General features: G+C 71.6%; 11 protein-coding genes. 10 read left to right on the top strand and 1 reads right to left on the bottom strand.

All coding sequences use genetic code 11. From position 1 onward, the window contains the following. Positions 1 to 7: 7 nt before the first annotated feature. The 8 genes from AB0D85_RS47695 to AB0D85_RS47660 all read left to right on the top strand — a co-directional run bounded on the left by AB0D85_RS47695 (position 8) and on the right by AB0D85_RS47660 (position 13,537). Entirely contained in the window at positions 8 to 1,228 is a 1,221-nt protein-coding gene (locus tag AB0D85_RS47695; protein WP_362336336.1) for a transposase, read from the top strand. A 238-nt stretch (positions 1,229 to 1,466) separates the two neighbouring features. After that, positions 1,467 to 3,347 (top strand): ABC transporter ATP-binding protein, encoded by a 1,881-nt coding sequence (locus AB0D85_RS47690; RefSeq protein ID WP_362336334.1) that lies wholly within the window; start codon positions 1,467 to 1,469, stop codon positions 3,345 to 3,347. Continuing rightward, entirely contained in the window at positions 3,344 to 5,209 is a 1,866-nt protein-coding gene (locus AB0D85_RS47685; RefSeq protein ID WP_362336331.1) for an ABC transporter ATP-binding protein, read from the top strand. Before AB0D85_RS47690 ends, AB0D85_RS47685 begins: the two co-directional genes overlap by 4 nt. A 22-nt stretch (positions 5,210 to 5,231) precedes the next feature. After that, positions 5,232 to 6,992, top strand: coding sequence for an ABC transporter ATP-binding protein (locus AB0D85_RS47680; RefSeq protein ID WP_362336328.1), 1,761 nt, complete (start codon positions 5,232 to 5,234; stop codon positions 6,990 to 6,992). Beyond that, positions 6,989 to 8,731, top strand: a complete 1,743-nt coding sequence (locus tag AB0D85_RS47675; RefSeq protein ID WP_362336325.1) for an ABC transporter ATP-binding protein — start codon at positions 6,989 to 6,991, stop codon at positions 8,729 to 8,731. The genes AB0D85_RS47680 and AB0D85_RS47675 overlap by 4 nt, the downstream gene beginning before the upstream one ends. 282 nt (positions 8,732 to 9,013) lie before the next feature. Next, positions 9,014 to 11,050, top strand: a complete 2,037-nt coding sequence (locus AB0D85_RS47670) for a M4 family metallopeptidase (protein ID WP_362336322.1) — start codon at positions 9,014 to 9,016, stop codon at positions 11,048 to 11,050. Between the two features lie 252 nt (positions 11,051 to 11,302). After that, on the top strand, positions 11,303 to 12,952 hold the full coding sequence (locus AB0D85_RS47665; RefSeq protein WP_362336320.1) for a M4 family metallopeptidase: 1,650 nt from the start codon (positions 11,303 to 11,305) through the stop codon (positions 12,950 to 12,952). A 72-nt stretch (positions 12,953 to 13,024) separates the two neighbouring features. Then, positions 13,025 to 13,537 carry a DUF1990 domain-containing protein gene (locus AB0D85_RS47660; protein WP_362336317.1) on the top strand — a complete coding sequence of 171 codons (513 nt, stop codon included), beginning with the start codon at positions 13,025 to 13,027 and terminating at the stop codon, positions 13,535 to 13,537. 40 nt (positions 13,538 to 13,577) lie between these two features. Here the strand turns inward: AB0D85_RS47660 and AB0D85_RS47655 are convergent, their stop codons facing one another. After that, positions 13,578 to 16,202 carry a glycosyltransferase family 1 protein gene (locus AB0D85_RS47655; RefSeq protein WP_362336471.1) on the bottom strand — a complete coding sequence of 875 codons (2,625 nt, stop codon included), beginning with the start codon at positions 16,200 to 16,202 and terminating at the stop codon, positions 13,578 to 13,580. Between the two features lie 197 nt (positions 16,203 to 16,399). On the opposite strand from AB0D85_RS47655, the gene AB0D85_RS47650 reads away from it, so the two are divergent. Both AB0D85_RS47650 and AB0D85_RS47645 read left to right on the top strand, forming a co-directional pair. After that, positions 16,400 to 17,611 (top strand): S8 family peptidase, encoded by a 1,212-nt coding sequence (locus tag AB0D85_RS47650; RefSeq protein ID WP_362336313.1) that lies wholly within the window; start codon positions 16,400 to 16,402, stop codon positions 17,609 to 17,611. Positions 17,612 to 17,874: 263 nt separating this feature from the next. Continuing rightward, a partial coding sequence (locus AB0D85_RS47645) for a maltotransferase domain-containing protein (RefSeq protein ID WP_362336310.1) occupies positions 17,875 to 18,572 on the top strand: 698 nt, incomplete at its 3' end.

The following is an 18,572-nucleotide window of genomic DNA, read 5'->3' as shown; positions in this document are numbered from 1 at the left end:
TGGCGTCATGACGACATCGAGGGAAGCCGACGGAGCCGGGCACGCCCGGTACACGTACCGGCTTCGCGTGTCGTGGACCGCCCGTACGGCGCTGCTCGCGGAGTGGGACCGCTGCCGGTGGATCTGGAACGAGTGTGTCGCCAAGGCCAAGGCCACCCACCTGCTCAACAGGACCACGGGCGAGAAGCGGACCTGTGGCCCGGCACAGCTCGACAAGATGCTGACCGAGACGAGGGCGCGTACGCCGTGGCTGCGTCAGGGAAGCTCGGTACCGCAGCAGCAGCTGATCCGGGACTTCGGCAAGTCCCGCGCGAAAGCACAGAAGGACGTCCGGGAACGTTTGCCACAGCGGCAGCGGGCCGGGATGCCGAAGTGGAAGAAGAAGCACGCCGCCAGCCCGACACTGAACTACACCCGGCGCGGGTTCCGGCTGAGGGGCGGCTGCCTGCACCTGGCAGGCGGGATCGTGCTGACGGTGGTGTGGTCACGAGGCCTGCCCGCCCAGCCTTCTTCGGTGCGCGTGTACCAGGACGGCATCGGGCACTGGTACTGCTCGTTCGTGGTATCCGCCGAGGTGCAGCCACTCCCTCGAACCGGCCGCGTGCTGGGCGTGGACTGGGGCGTCAAGGAAACCGCGACCACCACCTCCGACGTCCACGATCTCCCGCACCCCCAGCACGGGAAGAAGGCGCAGGCCAAGCTGGCCCGGTACGACCGGATGATGGCCCGCCGCAGACCGAAGAAGGGACAGGGCGCCTCGAAGGGTTACCGCGAGGCGAAGAAGTGGCGGGTGAAGACCTACGCGAAGATCGCCCGCCAGCGGCAGGACACCGGCCGCAAGTGGGCCAAGAAGGCCGTGACCGACCACGACGCCATCGCCGTCGAGGACTTCAAGCCGAAGTTCCTCGCCAAATCATCGATGGCACGCAAAGCCGCGGACGCCGCGATCGGGGCCACGAAGAAGGCCCTGGCCGAGATGGGCCGCAAGCACGGGCGGGACATCCGCCTCGTCCATCCCGCGCACACGACCATGGACTGCGCATCGTGCGGAGCGAGAACCAAGCACGCACTGCCGCTGTCCGAGCGCACCTACACCTGCACCCCGTGCGGAGCCGTCTCCCCCAGAGACAAGAACTCCGCCCGCGTGATGCTCGTCCGGGCAGGTCTGAACCCGGCTGGTGCCGAGGGCGTAAGACCTCCGGGAGCGCAGCTCCCGGAGGCAGCCTGAGCCAGAGATCCCCGCTCAGCCCTGAAGGAAGGAATCCCCTTCCCTTCAGGGAGGGGAGCAGTCAATTCGATGACCGATGGCATACGCCGAGGGTCCCGTCCGGGCCCGGTCGGTCGATCCGGGCGGTCCATCCGGTTGTACGACGGCTCGAACGGCCTGGTCGTAGGTCCGCGGGCCGATTCCGGTCCGGCCAAAACTCGGTGGGCGTTGTCAGTGCCGATCCGTAGGCTCGCCCCTGATGCCTCCGACACGTGCAACCACCAAGGAACGATCCGCCGTCCGTACCCTGCTGCGCCTGTGGCCGTATGTACGGCCGGTGCGGGTGCGGCTGTTCACCGCCGCGTTCGTGGCGATAGTCGCCTCCTGCACGGGGCTCGTGATCCCCCTCGTCCTCAAGTGGATGGTGGACGGGCCGGTGGCCGACCGCGACCCCGGCGGGGTCTGGCTCGGCGCGCTGTACCTGCTGCTGCTCGGGTTCGCGGAGGCGCTGCTCTTCGGTCTGCGCCGCTGGCTGGTCGCCAGACCCCTCTCGCATGTGGAGGCGTCGATGCGAGCGGGCCTGTACGGCCATCTCCAACGCCTGCCGGTCGCCTTCCACGACCGCTGGGCCTCCGGCCAGCTGCTCTCCCGGGCCACCACCGACCTGATGCTGCTCCGTATGTTCCTCGCCTTCCCGCTGACCTTCCTGCTGGTCAACGGGGTGACGATCCTTCTCGGCGTGGTGATCATGCTGGCGCAGGACTGGACGCTGGGCCTGGTCATCCTCGGCCCCACGGTCCCCGTGATGTGGACGTGCCTGATCTTCGAGAAGCGGTACGCGAAGGTGGCCCGGCTCGCCCAGGACCAGGTCGGCGACCTGACGACGGTGGTCGAGGAGAGCGTGCTCGGCATCCGCATCATCAAGGGCTTCGGCCGGCACCGCAGCCAGGCGCGCGCGTTCCGCGAACTGGTCCGCACCCTGCGGGGCACGGAGCTGCGCAAGGCGCGTCTGCTGGCGACGATCTGGGCCGTCATCGTGACCCTCCCGGAGGTGGCGATCGGCGCGGCCCTGTTCTGGGGCTCGGTACAGGTCGCCGAGGGCGACCTGAGCGCGGGCACGCTCGTGGCGTTCCTGTCGACGGCACTGGCGCTGCGCTGGCCGGTGGAATCGATCGGTTTCCTGCTGGCGATGAGCCAGGAGGCCGCGACCGCCACGGAGCGCTACTTCGAGGTGCGGGACGCGTTGCGGGAGGGCGGCGATTCGACTGCGGCCGAGCGGGGGCGGGCCGCGCCCCTGAAGGGGCGCCAAGTGGACGCCCCTGAAAGGGGCGCGGGGCGAGACAATATGCGGCTCCGCCGCGTGGGCGCGACCAGCCCCCACCGCCCCGCACCCGACAACGATGGCATCCGCTTCCACTCCGTCTCCTTCCGCTATCCCGACGCCACCCCCGAATCCACCCCCACCCTCACCCACATCGACCTCCACATCCGCCCCGGCGAGTCCATGGCCCTCGTCGGTGCCACCGGCAGCGGCAAGACCACCCTCACCGCCCTCATCCCCCGCCTGCACGAGACGACCTCCGGCCGGATCACCCTCGACGGCGCGGACATCACCGCCATGCCCCGCGAGGAACTCCGCGCCCTCGTCGCCGTGGCCTTCGAGGAGCCCACCCTCTTCTCCGCGTCCGTGGGCGAGAACGTGCTCATGGGGGCCGCCGCCGGCGCCGGCGAGCCCGAGCTGGCGCGCGCCCTCGCCGTCGCCCAGGCCGACTTCGCGCACGCCCTCCCCCAGGGCACCCGCACCCAGGTGGGCGAGCAGGGCCTCAGCCTCTCCGGCGGCCAGCGCCAGCGCCTCGCGCTCGCGCGGGCGGTCGTCGGCCGGCCCCGCTTCCTCGTCCTCGACGACCCCCTCTCCGCCCTGGACGTCCACACCGAGGCCGCCGTGGAGGCCGCCCTGCGCGACGTCCTCTCCGACACCACCGCCCTGATCGTCGCCCACCGCCCCTCCACCGTGCTGCTCGCGGACCGGGTCGCCCTGCTCTCCGGCGGCCGTATCACCGCCGTCGGCACCCACCACGAACTGCTGCGCGACAACGCCGAGTACGCCCGTCTGATGTCCGGGGAGGATCACCGCCGATGACCGCCGCCACCTCCCTGCCCGCCCCCGGCGAGGACGACGAACTCGCCGGCCCGAAGCCCGCGGCCGACGCCCGCGACCCCTTCGACCGCGACGTCCTGCCGACCCCGCCCGGCGCCACGGCCACCCTGCTGCGCTCGCTCCTCGCGCCCATGAAGGCGCGGGTCGCCCTCACCACGTTCCTCCTGCTGCTCCAGCAGGCGGCGGTGCAGGCGGGCCCGCTGCTGGTGGCGTACGCCATCGACCGGGCCGTACCGGCGTTCCGGCACCACGACCACGGCCCGCTGATCGCGGTGGCGGTCGGCTACGGCGGCTGCGCGCTGCTCTCCGGCGGCCTCCAGTACGCGTTCATCGAGGCCTCCGCCCGCGTCAACCAGGACGTGCTCCTCGACCTGCGCGGCCGTATCTTCCGGCACGCGCAGGCGCTGAGCATCGACTTCCACGAGCGCTACACGTCCGGCCGGCTGATCTCCCGCTCCACCACGGACGTCGAATCGCTCCGCGAGCTCCTGAGCGAAGGCCTGCAGGAACTCGTCACCGTCATCCTCTCCTTCCTCTACATCTCGGCGATGCTGCTCTGGCTGGACCTGGGCCTGGGCGCGGTGGCCGTGGCCTCGTTCGTGCCGCTGTACCTGCTGGTGCGGCTGTACCAGCGGCGCGCGGTACGGGTGTACAAGGCGCGGTCCACGGCGATCGCGGCGGTGATCGTGAAGTTCGTGGAGACCATGAACGGCATCCGCCCGGTGCGCGCGTTCCGCCGGGAGGCGGCGAACGACGCCGAGTTCGCCGTGCTGAACCGCCGCCACGAGCGCACGAACGGCGACGCGCTCCTGGAGATGGCGCGGTATGTCGTCGGCTCCCGGCTGGTCGCCAACACGTCGGTCGCGGTGATGGTGCTGTGGGGCGCGTACCGGGTGGCGTCCGGCTCGCTGGAGCTGGGCGTCCTGGCGGCGGCCGTCCTCTATCTGCGGCGGCTCTACGACCCCATCGACCGCCTGGGCATGTTCCTCAACTCCTACCAGTCGGCCGCTGCCTCCCTGGAGAAGATCGCGGGCCTGCTGGCCCAGACCCCGTCCGTGCCGGAGCCCTCGGTCCCCCGGGAGCTGCCCCCGCCGGGGACCGAACTGCCCGGCCGGGAGGTCGTCTTCGACGGCGTCCGCTTCGCCTACCGCACCGGCGGCGAGATCCTCCCCCGCTTCGGCCTCACCCTCCCGGCCGGCCAGACGGTCGCGGTCGTCGGCTCCACGGGTGCCGGCAAGTCGACCCTGGCCAAACTCCTCGCCCGCTTCTACGACCCGTCCGAGGGCCGCGTCCTCCTCGACGGCGTGGACCTGCGCGAGCTGACCGTGCCCGAGCTGCGGCGCGGGGTGGTCATGGTCACCCAGGAGGCGTTCCTGTTCTCCGGCACGGTCGCCGAGAACATCGCCATCGGCCGGCCGGACGCCACCCGTGCGGAGATCGAGCAGGCGGCCAAGGCGATCGGCGCGCACGAGTTCATCGCCGCGCTGCCCGACGGGTACGACACCGACGTCCGCAAGCGCGGCGGGCGCATTTCGGCGGGGCAGCGCCAACTGGTCGCGTTCGCACGCGCCCTGCTCGCCGACCCTGCGGTGCTGATCCTCGACGAGGCGACCAGTTCCCTGGACATCCCCGGCGAACGGGCCGTGCAGCGGGCCATGTCGACGGTGCTGAAGGGCCGTACGGCGGTGGTGATCGCACACCGTCTGTCGACGGTGGAGATCGCCGACCGGGTGCTGGTGATGGAACACGGGCGGATCGTCGAGGACGGCCGCCCGGCCGAACTCATCGCGGGCACGGGCCGGTTCGCGGATCTGCACCGGGCGTGGCGGGACAGTCTGGCGTAGCGGAGAGGACGGGGGTCGCAGGGTGATCGACGCGTACGAGGATCCGGGCACGCCCGACACGCGCGGCGGGTGGTCCTACCTGTGGTGGCTGGTGCGCCGCCAGCCGGGCCGGTCGCTCGCCGGGGCGCTGCTGGGCAGCACCTGGCTGACGCTGATGGCCGGGGCGCCGTACATGATGGCCCGGGCCGTCGACGACGGGCTGGTGCCGGGCCGGACGGCGGTGCTGGCCAGCTGGACGGCGGCGATCTTCGTCCTCGGGGCGGTCAACGCGTGGATCAGCATCATGCGCCACCGCACCATGACCCGGGTGCGGATGGACGCCTACTTCCGCACCGTCAAGGTGGTCGTCGGGCACTCGGTACGGCTCGGCGCCGGACTGCCGCGCCGGGCCGGGGCCGGGGAGGTCGTCACGATCGGCGTCAGCGACGTGCACACCATCGCCCAGGCACTGACCGTCGTCGGCCCCGGGGTGGGTGCGGTCGTCGTGTACGCGGTGGTGGCCGGGCTGCTGCTGACGATCTCGCCGCTGCTCACCGCCGTGGTGCTGCTCGGGGTGCCGGTGGTGGCCCTGGTGGCCGGCCCGCTGGCCCGGCGGCTGCAGGGCACGGAGACCGAGTACCGGGAGGTCCAGGGCGTGCTCACGGCCCGCATCGGCGACCTCGCGGGCGGCCTCCGCGTCCTCAACGGCCTCGGCGGCAAGGGCCTGTTCGCGGAATCCTTCCGCAAGGACTCCCAGCTCCTGCGCGCCCAGGGCTACCGGGTGGGCGCGGTCGCCAGCTGGGTGCAGGCCCTGGGCATGGGCCTGCCCACGGTGTTCCTGGCGGTGGTGACCTGGATCGCGGCCCGGATGGCGGCCCACGGGGACATCACGGTGGGCCAGCTGGTGTCGGTGTACGGCTATGTCGCGGTCCTGGTCAGCCCGGTGGCGTTCCTGCTGGACATGGGCTACCAGCTCAGCCGGGGCGTGGTGGCCGCGCGCAGGGTCGTACGACTGCTGCGGCTGGAGCCGGAACCGGACCGGGGCACCGAGCAGGCGCCAGCCGACCCCGCGGTCCTGTACGACCCGGAGTCGGGGGTACGCGTACACCCCGGCCGGCTGCAGGCCCTGGTGGGCGCGGGCCCGACGGAGACGACAGCGGTGATCGACCGCCTGGGCCGCTACACCCCGTCGGACGTCACCTGGGGAGACGTCCGACTGGACGAACTGCCGCTACCAGAGGTGCGGACCCGCATCCTGGTGGCGGACAACGAGGCCCACTTCTTCGCCGACAGCTTGCGCAACGCCCTTAGGGGCGCGGGGAACTGCGCGACAAGCCCCCACCCACCCGCACCCGCCGCTCAACCATCCGCCGCACCCCCTGACGCGCAAACGACCCAAGCCCTCCACGCAGCCGCGGCAACGGACATCGTCCAGGCCCTTCCCGACGGCCTCGACTCCCCCATCGACGCCCAGGCCCGCAACCTCTCCGGCGGCCAACGCCAACGCATCCGGCTCGCAAGGGCGTTACTGGCCAACCCCGAGATCCTCCTCGCCGTGGAACCGACCTCCGCCCTCGACGCCCACACGGAGTCCCTCGTCGCGGAGCGCCTCCGCGGCGCCCGCGAGGGCCGCACCACCCTCCTCACCACCACCTCCCCCCTGATGCTGGCCCGTGTGGACGAGGTGATCTACCTGGTCGACGGCAAGGTCGCGGCGACCGGTACGCACGAGGAACTGCTGGAGTACGCCTCCGGCTACCGCGCCCTCGTGGCCCGGGACACGGAGGAGGAGGTCGTAAGGTGACGACGAGTCAGCTCCCGGTCGCCACCCGGGCCGCCGTACGCCGGGCCACCCTGCGCCTGGTGAAGGCCGACCGCAGGGCCTTCGCCGCCGCCCTGCTGCTGAACGCGCTCGCCGCCGCCACCGGCCTCGCCGGCCCCTGGCTGGTCGGCCGGATCGTGGACGCGGTGCGGGCCGGCCGCGGGGTCGCGGCGGTGGACCGCCTCGCCCTGTGGATCCTGCTCTGCTCGCTCGCCCAGCTGCTGCTCGCGCGGGCCGCCCGCTACGTCGGCCACCGCTTCGGCGAGCGGACCCTGGCCCGGGTCCGCGAGGAGTTCGTGGAGCGGGCGCTGGCGCTGCCCGCGTCGGCCGTGGAGCGGGCCGGTACCGGTGATCTGACCGCGCGCGGCACCGCCGACGTGAGCACCGTCGGCACCACGCTGCGGGACGTCGGCCCCGAGTTCCTGGTCTGCACGGTGCAGGCGCTGTTCGTGATGGGTGCGGTGTTCGCGCTGGACCCGGTGCTGGGTGTGTTCGGGGTGCTGGGGCTGACCCCGATCTGGTTCGCGCTGCGCTGGTATCTGCGCCGGGCGAGGGACGGCTATCTCACCGAGGGCGCGGCCACCTCCGGGGTCGCGGAGATCGTCACGGCGACGGTGGTGGGGGCCCGTACCGTGGAGGCGTTCCGGCTCCAGGAGCAGCGGGTCGCGGCGAGCCGGGACGCGCTGGAGGTCAGCCGCAGGGCCCGGCTGTACACGCTGTATCTGCGGACGGTGTTCTTCCCGGCGGTCGAGGTGTCGTACTCCATCCCGGTCGCGGGGGTGCTGCTGATCGGCGGGTTGCTGCATGTGGGGGTCGGGGTGGTGGTGTCGGCGGCGCTGTATCTGCGGCAGTTCACCGAGCCGCTGGACCAGATCCTGATGCGGGTGGAGCAACTCCAGTCCAGCGGTGCCTCGTTCGCGCGGGTGGAGGGACTGGCGCAGGCGCCGCGGGCGGAGGCGGGCGGCGGGACACCGGCTCCGGCGGACGACCTGATCGAGGTGCGCGGGGTGCGGTACGCGTACGAGCGCGGTGGTGAGGTGCTGCGCGGGGTGGACCTGACGGTGCGGCCCGGGGAGCGGCTCGCGGTGGTGGGGCCGTCCGGGGCCGGGAAGACGACGCTGAGCCGGCTGCTGGCGGGCGTCGACGCGCCCGGGGCGGGCACGGTGACCGTGGGCGGGGTGCCGATCGCCGGTCTGGAGCCGGAGCGGCTGCGCCGCCAGGTCGTCCTCGTCACCCAGGAGCACCATGTCTTCCTGGGCACGGTCCGGGACAACCTGCTGATCGCCGAACCGGCCGCACGGGACGACGACCTGTGGTCGGCGCTGACGGCGGTCGGCGCCGACGCCTGGGTCCGCGGCCTCCCGGACGGCCTCGACACCCGGCTGGGCACGGGCGGCCAGGCCACGGACGGCTCCCAGGCCCAGCAACTCGCCCTCGCCCGGGTCGTGCTGGCGGACCCGCACACGCTGATCCTGGACGAGGCGACCGCGCTGCTGGATCCGACGACCGCCCGGCACACCGAGCGCGCCCTGGCCGCCGTGCTCGAGGGCCGCACGGTCATCGCCATCGCCCACCGGCTGCACACCGCGCACGACGCGGACCGGGTGGCGGTGATGGAGGACGGCCGCCTCACCGAACTGGGCACCCACGAGGAACTGGTGACGGCGGACGGCGCCTACGCGTCCCTGTGGGCGGCCTGGCACGGCGACAAGGCGCCCTGAGCCCCGCCCGCCCCCCAACGGTCCGCATACCGAACATGAACATCCGGTCAACGAACGATTTCCGGCCAAGTTCCTGACGCGGTCCTGACAGACGGCGTTTTCTGGTGCCACTCTTCCCACGGCCGACTCACAGCAACCCCACAGATTCACCCCACCGTCGAGTCCGGCCGGCACTGCACGCGCACGTGGTTCCGCGTTCCGTTCTGTTCTGCCCGGACCGCCCACCCGCGGTCCGGATCTCCCCTGGCCGTGTGACCCGCGGCCACGCAGAAGGAGTCAGTGTTGAGAAGCAGTTCCTCTCGCAGACGCACCCCCCACCGCACCGCAGTAGTGGCCCTCGCGGGCGTCACCGCCCTGATCGCCGCGGCCGTCCAGTCCGGCGCCGCCAGCGCCACCCCCGCCAAGCCGCAGCCCGGCAAGGTGAACAGCGCCCACCGGGCCGTCAGCCTCTCGGCCTCGCAGCGCGCCGGGCTGCTGCGCGACGCGAGTGCCGAACGGGCCGCCACCGCCCGGGCGATAGGCCTCGGCGCCCAGGAGAAGCTGGTCGTCAAGGACATCGTCAAGGACGCCGACGGCACGCTGCACACGCGCTACGAGCGCACCTACGCGGGCCTGCCGGTGCTCGGCGGCGACCTGGTCGTCGACACCGCGAAGTCGGGCGCCACCGAGCGCGTCATCAAGGCGAACAACGCCACGCTGAAGGTCGCCTCGCTCACGCCCCGGGTCGGCACCGCCAAGGCCGAGAAGACGGCGCTCACCGCCGCCAAGGCGCTCGGCTCCACCAGGTCGGCCGCGGACGGCGCCCGCAAGGTGATCTGGGCCGGCTCGGGCAAGCCCGTCCTCGCCTACGAGACGATCGTCGGCGGCTTCCAGGACGACGGCACGCCCAACCAGCTGCACGTCGTCACCGACGCGGCCACCGGCAAGAAGCTCTTCGAGTACCAGGGCATCGACACCGCGACCGGCACCGGCAACACCCAGTACAGCGGCACGGTCTCGCTGACGACGACCCAGTCGGGCTCGACGTACAACCTGACCGACGGCGACCGCGGCGGCCACAAGACGTACAACCTGAACCACGGCACCTCGGGCACCGGGACGCTGTTCTCGCAGTCGAGCAACACCTGGGGCAACGGCACCACGTCGAACGCCGCGACCGCGGGCGCCGACGCACACTACGGGGCCGCCGAGACCTGGGACTTCTACAAGAACACCTTCGGCCGCAGCGGCATCAAGAACAACGGCGTCGGCGCCTACTCCCGCGTCCACTACGGCAATTCGTACGTGAACGCGTTCTGGGACGACAGCTGCTTCTGCATGACCTACGGCGACGGCTCCGGCAACGCGGACCCGCTGACCGCCCTCGACGTGGCAGGCCACGAGATGAGCCACGGCGTCACGTCGAACACGGCCGGTCTCAACTACAGCGGTGAGTCCGGCGGGTTGAACGAGGCGACCTCCGACATCATGGGCACCGGCGTGGAGTTCTACGCCGCCAACTCCACCGACGTCGGCGACTACCTCATCGGCGAGAAGATCAACATCAACGGCGACGGCACCCCGCTGCGCTACATGGACAAGCCCAGCAAGGACGGCGCGTCCAAGGACAGCTGGTACTCGGGGCTCGGCGGCCTGGACGTGCACTACTCGTCCGGTCCCGCGAACCACTTCTTCTACCTGCTGAGCGAGGGCAGCGGCGCCAAGGTCATCAACGGCGTCAGCTACAACTCGCCGACGGCGGACGGCCTTCCGGTCACCGGCATCGGCCGGGACAAGGCGCTGCAGATCTGGTACCGGGCGCTCACCACCAAGTTCACCTCGACCACCAACTACGCGAGCGCCCGCACCGGCACCCTCGCGGCGGCCGGTGAGCTGTACGGCACCACCGGCACCGAGTACAAGGCGGTGCAGGACGCCTGGGCGGCCGTCGCGGTCGGTTCGCGGTCGAGCGGTGGCGGCGGCGGTACGGGCACCTCGTTCGAGAACACCACTCCGGTGTCGATCCCGGACAACGGGCCGGCCGTCACCTCGTCGATCACGGTCTCCGGCAGGACCGGGAACGCGCCGAGCAACTTGCAGGTAACGCCGAATATCAGCCACACGTGGCGCGGTGACCTGGTGGTCGATCTCGTCGGTCCGTCCGGGACGGCATACCGGCTGAAGAACTTCAGCTCGTCCGACTCGGCGGACAACGTGACCGACACCTACACGGTGAACGCCTCGTCGGAATCGGCCAATGGGACCTGGACGTTGAAGGTCCAGGACCAGGCCGCGCAGGACGTCGGGACGATCAACAGCTGGAAGCTGACCTTCCCGTAAGCCGCAGGACACGGGCGCGGGCGACGGGCGCCGTCCGGGGGTTCGACACCCCCCGGACGGCGCCCGTGTTACATGGCCGCAATGTTCACCCGACACCTGCTTTTCGGCCAACATCACTTCAAGGTCCTGACATGTACGCGACCTTGATGTCACTCTTCCTTCACCCGCCGCACAGCACAGCAACTTCACATCACCACAGCCGGGCCGGTAACCCCACTCCGCCCGGACTCCCCACACCATGAAGGAGCTTGAGTGAGCCCCCTCTACGCGCGTCACAAGCGCACCACTCTCGCCATCGCCACCGCTGTCGCCGCCGGTGCCCTGCTGACCACAGGTCTGACCTCCACCGCCACCGCGGCCGCCAAGGCACCGCTGGCCGGGGCCCCGACCCTGCTCTCCAACTCCGCCCGCACCGCGCTGATCCACAAGGCGCAGGCGGACGTCACCGAGACCGCGCAGCAGATAGGCCTCGGCGCCAAGGAGAAGCTGGTCGTCAAGGACGTCGTCAAGGACGTCGACGGCACGGTCCACACGCGCTACGAGCGCACCTACGCGGGCCTGCCGGTGCTCGGCGGCGACATCGTCGTGCACACCTCCAAGGCCGGCAGGACCGAGGGCATCACCAAGGCGACCAAGGCGGCCATCAAGGTGGCCTCGCTCAAGCCGCAGGTCACCGCGGCCAAGGCCGAGAAGACGGCGCTGTCCGCCGCCAAGACCCTGGGCTCCACCAAGTCGGCCGCCGACGGCGCCCGCAAGGTGATCTGGGCCGGCTCGGGCAAGCCCGTCCTCGCCTACGAGACCGTCGTCGGCGGCTTCCAGGACGACGGCACGCCGAACAAGCTGCACGTCATCACCGACGCGGCCACCGGCAAGAAGCTCTTCTCGTACCAGGGCATCGAGAACGCGACCGGAACCGGCAAGACCCTGTACTCCGGCACGGTCAGCCTCACCACCACGCTGTCGGGCTCGACGTACTCGCTGACCGACGCCTCCCGCGGCGGCCACAAGACGTACAACCTGAAGCACACCACCAGCTCGGGCACCGGCACCCTGTTCACCAACACCACCAACACCTGGGGCACCGGCGCCGCCTCCAGCTCCACCACCGACGTGACCGCGGCCGCCGACGCCGCCTACGGCGCGCAGGAGACGTGGGACTTCTACAAGAACACCTTCGGGCGCAGCGGCATCAAGAACGACGGTGTCGGCGCCTACTCCCGCGTCCACTACGGCAGCTCGTACGTCAACGCGTTCTGGGACGACGACTGCTTCTGCATGACCTACGGCGACGGTGACAGCAACACCCACCCGCTCACCTCGCTGGACGTGGCCGGCCACGAGATGAGCCACGGCGTCACCGCCAACACCGCGGGCCTCAACTACAGCGGTGAGTCCGGCGGCCTGAACGAGGCGACCTCCGACATCTTCGGCACGGGCGTGGAGTTCTACGCGGCCAACTCGTCCGACGTCGGCGACTACCTCATCGGCGAGAAGATCAACATCAACGGCGACGGCACCCCGCTGCGCTACATGGACCAGCCGAGCAAGGACGGCTCCTCGGCCAACTACTGGTCCTCGTCGGTCAAGAACCTGGACGTGCACTACTCGTCCGGTGTCGCCAACCACTTCTTCTACCTGCTGAGCGAGGGCAGCGGCGCGAAGACCATCAACGGGGTGTCGTACAACTCCCCGACCTACAACAGCTCCACGCTCACCGGCATCGGCCGGGACAAGGCGCTGCAGATCTGGTACAAGGCGCTGACCGAGTACTTCACGTCCACCACCAACTACTCGGGCGCCCGCGCCGGCACCCTGTCGGCGGCGTCCGCGCTGTACGGCTCCAGCAGCACCGAGTACGCGGCGGTGAAGGCGGCGTGGACCGCGGTCAACGTCACCTCGTGACGCACTAGCGACAGATACGGGCGGGCCCCCGGGACGCAGACGTCCCGGGGGCCCGCCCTACCCTTGTCTCCCATGTCCTTCACGTACGAGGCGGTCGGCGCGACCCGCGAGAATCTCGCCGCCTGCCCGCCGGGCTTCCACCCCCTGTTCGTGCGCACGCGCATAGGCGAGGGCCAGGAGGTCTTCCACCGGGCCGCCGAGGCGGTCCTCACCTGGGAACTCCACCGCGCCCTGGGCGTGGGCATCGACGCCGGAGCCGACCGCGCGGCCCCCGGCGTCGACGTCACGGTCACCCTGGCGGGCGTGCTCAAAGCCCCCTGCCGGATCGTCTGGACGATCGAGGAGTCCCGCCGCGCGGGCTGGGCCTACGGCACCCTCGACGGCCACCCCGAATGCGGCGAGGAGGCCTTCGTCGTCGACCGCACGGGCGACGGCACGGTGTGGCTGACGGTCGCGGCCTTCAGCAGGGGCGCCAAGTGGTACGCCCGCGCGGGCGGCCCCGCGACGCGCGGCCTGCAGCACGCGTACGCCCGCCGCTGCGGGGCGGTGCTGCGGAGGCTGTGCGCGGGGCTCTCCGAGGACTGAACCCCGGGGCGAGGCCGACTGCCGCGCCCCGGGGTCCGGGTCAGCGCATCAGCACCCCGGCCCCCTGCACCGCCTGTGTCGAAGGAGCCGTCACCAGGCCCAGCTCCGCGCCGGAGGCGAGGAGCCGGTGGGACGGGAGGATGCGGACCGTGTAGCCGTAGGGGCCCGTGCGGTCCAGGGAGAGGGGGCCCTCGTAGGTCCAGTGGCCCTCCAGGTCGGGGCCCGAGGTCGGCTTCAGCGGCACCGTCGTCGCGTCCGTGATGCGGTCCTCCGGGTCGACCCGGCCCGAGACCGCCTGGACCTCCACGTCGTCCGGGGCGAGGTCGCCCAGGTGGACGCGGACGCGCAGGGCGAGGGTGGTGCCCAGTTCGGCCGTGGCCGTCGCCGTCGTGGTCGCGACATGGTCGACCGACACCCCGTGCCAGGCCGCCCGCACCCTGCCCTTCCAGACGGCCAGTTCACGGGCCGCGTCCCCGGTCATCGAGCGATGGGCGTGCGCCGCGGGGGTGTAGAGCCGCTCCACGTACTCGCGGACCATCCGGCCCGCCAGCACCTTGGGACCGAGCAGGGTCAGGGTCTGCCGGACCATCTCGATCCAGCGGTCGGGCAGACCGGTCCGGCCGCGCTCGTAGAAGCAGGGTGTGACGCGTTGTTCGAGGAGGTCGTAGAGGGCGGCCGCCTCGATGTCGTCCCGGCGCTCGGGGTCGGTGCCGGCACCGTCCGCCGTCGGGATCGCCCAGCCGAAGTCCGGCTGGAACCATTCGTCCCACCAGCCGTCCAGGACGGACAGGTTGAGGCCGCCGTTCAGGGCCGCCTTCATGCCGCTCGTGCCGCACGCCTCCAGCGGCCGCAGCGGGTTGTTGAGCCAGATGTCGCAGCCCGGCAGCAGCTTCTGGGCCATCGCCATGCCGTAGTCGGGGAGGAAGACGATGCGGTGGCGCACGCGCGGATCGTCGGTGAACCGGACCAGCTCCTGGACCAGCCGCTTGCCTCCGTCGTCCGCCGGGTGCGCCTTTCCGGCCACCACGATCTGGATCGGGTGCTCCGGGTGCAGGAGGAGGTCCATCAGCCGGTCGCGGTCGCGCAGCATCAGCGTGAGGCGCTTGTACGACGGGACCCGGCGGGCGAATCCGATGGTGAGGACGTCCGGGTCGAGGGCCTGGTCGATCCAGCCCAGCTCGGCCGTGCCCGCGCCGCGTTGCCGCCAGGAGGCGTGCAGCCGCTCCCGCACCTCCAGCACCAGCTGCTCCCGCAGATTCCGGCGCAGGTCCCAGATCTCCTGGTCGGTGACCTCGGCGACCGCGTCCCAGCGCTCGGGCCCGCCGACGGTCAGCGCGTCCTCGGTACGGCGGTCGCCCAGCTGCCGGGCCCCCAGCCGCACCACCTCGGGGGCGACCCAGGTCGGGGCGTGCACCCCGTTCGTCACGGACGTGATCGGCACCTCGTCGGGGTCGAATCCCGGCCAGAGTCCGGAGAACATCTCCCGGCTGACGTTGCCGTGCAGCAGCGAGACCCCGTTGGCGCGCTGGGCGAGCCGCAGGCCCATCACGGCCATGTTGAAGAGGTTGGGTTCGCCGCCGGGGTAGGTCTCCATGCCGAGGCGCAGGATGTGCTCGATCCCGATCCCGGGGAGCTCGGCGTCGGGACCGAAGTGGTGGGCGACCAGCTCACGGTCGAAGCGGTCGATGCCGGCCGGGACGGGGGTGTGGGTGGTGAAGACGGTGCCCGCGCGGACCGCCTCCAGGGCCGCGTCGAAGTCCAGCCCGGCGGCGACGAGTTCGGCGATCCGCTCCAGGCCCAGGAAGCCCGCGTGGCCCTCGTTGGTGTGGAACACCTCGGGCTCGGGGTGGCCGGTGAGCCGGCAGTACGTCCGTACGGCGCGCACACCCCCTATGCCGAGCAGCATCTCCTGGAGCAGCCGGTGCTCGCTGCCGCCGCCGTAGAGCCGGTCGGTGACCCCGCGTTCGCCGAGGTCGTTCTCCTCGACGTCCGAGTCCAGCATCAGCAGCGGCACCCTGCCGACCTGGGCGTGCCAGATGCGGGCGCGCAGCAGCCGGCCGCCGGGCAGGGCGAGGGAGACCTGGGCCGGGGTGCCGTCGGCCTCCTTGAGCAGCCCCACCGGGAGTTCGTTGGGGTCGAGGACGGGATAGTGCTCCTGCTGCCAGCCGTCCCGGGACAGGGTCTGCCGGAAGTAGCCGTGCCGGTAGAGGAGACCGACCCCGATCAGCGGTACGCCGAGGTCGCTGGCGGACTTGAGGTGGTCGCCGGCCAGGATGCCGAGGCCGCCGGAGTACTGGGGCAGGGCGGCGGTGATGCCGAACTCGGGTGAGAAGTAGGCGACGGCGGCGGGGAGTTCGGCGGACCGCTCGCCGGACTGGTACCAGCGGTCGCCGGTCACATAGTCGCTCAGGTCGTCGGCGACCGCCGTCAACCGGCGCAGGAAGCGACGGTCTCCGGCCAGTTCGGCGAGCCGCGCCGGGGGCACGCTGCCGAGCAGCCGCACCGGGTCGCCCTCGGAGGCGGCCCAGCGCTCGGGGTCGACGGCCTGGAAGAGGTCACGGGTCTCGGTGTGCCAGGACCAGCGCAGATTGCGGGCCAGGTCACTGAGGGGGCGCAGGGGTTCGGGGAGAACGGGACGGACAGTGAACCGACGGATCGCCTTCACATTCCACCTCGTGCGTTTCGCGTTCGCGTGGGAGCCGTACGGCGGTGTGCGGCTCACGTCTGTGACGACGGTACCGGTGTCGGGGGCGCCGCCGGGGCTGCCGCCCCCGGACGGGCCGGTTGCCGTCACGCCTCCTTGTGGGACCCGGCCCCGCACGAGACGCTGCCCCCCTGAGCTGAGGAGGGGGACTCACAGCTATGTCACGGACGCGTACCCGGCGTCTGCGTCTGGCGGGGGGCTTGACCGCGGTCGTCACGGCCGCGGTGCTGTCGTCGGCCACCCTGCCCGCGCACGCCGTACCGGAGGGGACCATAGTCGGCGCCGGCCGGCCCGGCTCGGTCGGCGGAAGCTACCTGGTGACGCTGAGGGAGGGGATCAAGGGGCCGTCGGCGGCCGGGAAGGGCGTCGTCGCCCGCTATGGGGCGAAAATAAGCCATACTTACGACAGTGTGCTGAACGGCTATGCCGTCCGCGCGAACGAGAGACAGGCCCGGCGCCTCGCCGCCGACTCACGGGTGGCCTCCGTCGTCCAGGACAGCCGCGTCCGGCTGGAGAGCACCGCGCGCACCGAGAAGAACCCGCCGTCCTGGGGCCTGGACCGTGTCGACCAGGCGAGTCTCCCGCTCGACGGGTCGTACACCTGGCCGGGGTCGGGGGGCGCGGGCGTCACCGTATACGTGATCGATACGGGCATCCGCATCACCCACCACGACTTCGGCGGCCGGGCGAGCTACGGCTGGGACTTCGTCGGCGACGACAGGAACGCGGGCGACGGCAACGGACACGGCACCCATGTCGCCGGAACCATCGCCGGGACCAGGTACGGCGTCGCCAAGCGGGCGAAGGTCGTCTCCGTGCGGGTCCTGGACGACACGGGGGCGGGCACCACCTCCCAGGTCATCGCCGGTGTCGACTGGGTCACCGCACACGCCAGGAAACCGGCGGTCGCCAACCTCAGTCTGGGCGGCTACCACAGCGCCGAACTCGACACCGCCGTACGGAACTCGATCAGGTCCGGGGTGACCTACACGGTCGCGGCCGGCAACGACGGCCTGCCGGCCGCCCTCTCCTCACCGGCCGACGTACCGCAGGCCCTCACCGTGGGCGCCACGGACCGGACCGACACCCGCGCGCCCTTCTCCGACTACGGCGCCGCCGTCGACCTGTTCGCCCCGGGGGTGGCGATCACCTCGGACTCGAACGCGAGCGACACCGCCACCGCGACGTACTCGGGCACGTCGATGGCGGCACCGCACGTGGCGGGCGCCGCCGCGCTCTATCTCGCCGGCCGTCCGAAGGCCACTCCGGCCCAGGTCGCCGCGGCCCTCGTCGACCGGGCGGCCACCGGGAAGGTGTCCGGCGCCGGGCCCGGGTCGCCGAACAGGTTACTGCGGGTGCCGCCGCCGTAAAGCGTTTTCTGAACGCGATCACGCCACCGGTCCCGTTCACCGTGAACGGGGCCGGTCTTGTGCGTAGACATACGGCTGAGTAGTTAACAAAGTGCCGGATTGCCCACCCGAATAGGGTGGGAAGGCTCCTCCGGTACACCCCACGGACACACCACAGATGCATCCTTGGACCCATCCGCAGGAATCACCCAGCAGGAATCCCCGCAGGACGCCTCCCCACCATCCATCCGCCCACACCCTCGTTGCCGCGGACAGGAGCGGTCATGCCCGCCACGCACCACACGTCAGCACCTCCGACACGGCGCAGCACGTCGCCCGGCGCCACACCCCCCGCGGACGAGGCCACCGCCGTCGGCCGCATACCCGTCCTCGACGTCCGTCCCCTGATCCAGCAGGGGCGCCGGCCCGCCAAAGCGGTGACCGGGGAGTCGTTCGAGGTCACCGCCACCGTCTTCCGCGAGGGCCATGACGCCGTCGCCGCCAATGTCGTCCTGAAGGATCCCAAGGGCCGCCCGGGCCCGTGGACGCCGATGCGGGAGCTCGCCCCCGGTACCGACCGCTGGGGCGCCACCGTCACCGTCGAGGGGAAACCGGGCCGTTGGACCTACCAGGTCGAGGCCTGGGGAGATCCGGTCACCACCTGGCGCCACCACGCACAGATCAAGATCCCGGCGGGGATCGACACGGAGCTGGTCCTGGAGGAAGGCGCACGGCTCTACGAACGGGCCGCCGCCACCATACCCAAGCGCGGCAAGCGCGAAGTCCTGCTGGCCGCCGTCACCGCCCTGCGCGACGAGGACCGGCCCGCCCCCTGGCGCCTGGCCGCCGCCCTCACCCCCGAGGTCGACAAGGTCCTCGCCCGGTATCCGCTGCGGGAGTTGGTCACCGCCTCGGAGCCGCTGCCGCTCCTGGTCGAACGCGAACGGGCCCTGTACGGCTCCTGGTACGAGTTCTTCCCCCG

Origin of the sequence: Streptomyces sp. NPDC048277, from assembly GCF_040652235.1 — a bacterium.
Lineage (GTDB): Bacteria > Actinomycetota > Actinomycetes > Streptomycetales > Streptomycetaceae > Streptomyces.
This window is presented reverse-complemented; position numbering and strand designations above follow the sequence as displayed.